The organism is Phytoactinopolyspora endophytica, assembly GCF_004138495.1.
Classification (GTDB): Bacteria; Actinomycetota; Actinomycetes; order Jiangellales; family Jiangellaceae; genus Phytoactinopolyspora; species Phytoactinopolyspora endophytica.
Genome location: NZ_ML142854.1, coordinates 109,826 through 110,572, shown reverse-complemented (window position 1 = coordinate 110,572; position 747 = coordinate 109,826). Strand labels below are relative to the sequence as shown.

The window sequence follows — 747 nt, the reverse complement described above, 5'->3', positions numbered from 1 at the left end:
GCGACGACAACGGCGGGCATCGGGCCTCCTTGACTGGCCTCGGCCTCCCCCTGTGGCCGGGTGACACGTGTCTGGCCGCACTATGACTCACGTCACGCTCGCCGTCAATAGCGAGGTGGAGCCTCGTTCCCATCACGACCCGATGGCCGACGGCCGGTGCCCGCTCCGGCTACACCTGAGCGTCGATGGACACGGGCTTCGCCTATGATGCTTGGACTCCCGTCACCAGGAGACATGCTCTGAGACGCGACGCCGAGATCAGTCAGGCCGTCCGGGCCGCCTCGGTGGCCGAGCTTGCGTGGCTCGAGCCCGCCGGACGGCCCAGTGCCCGGCCGGTCACTCCGTTGTGGCTGGCCGACGCCCCTGGGCCCGCTATCGCCTGCACGTATGCCGAAAGCGAGCTGGCACATGCGGTCGCCTCCGCGTCCAGCGCCACTGTGGTCCTGTCCGATCCGCGCATGACCGGATCGGATTGGCGCCCGGTGGCCTTGACCGGGCGCTTCACACTGATCGAAGACCGCACCGGCCACATGTTCGTCGATCGGCTGCTCGGCCAGGAGCTAAGGAAGTATCCACCGTCGCGTGCCTATGCCGACTCGCCGCTTCTGCGCCGTGAGCACTGGTGGTATCTGCCCCGGTTGATCTTGGTGATGGACGTGGAAGCCGTGACTACTGTGGGCGCCCGGTCCGGCCGAGAGGACCACGTCCTCGCGCTTGCAACCGGCACCGGCGCGGGGGACGCGACCT

1 pseudogene is annotated in these 747 nt (G+C 68.4%); it reads left to right on the top strand.

The window, feature by feature from the left end:
• Nucleotides 1–185 precede the first annotated feature (185 nt).
• A pseudogene (locus ELR45_RS37785) lies at nucleotides 186–747 on the top strand (hypothetical protein); the annotation flags it as partial.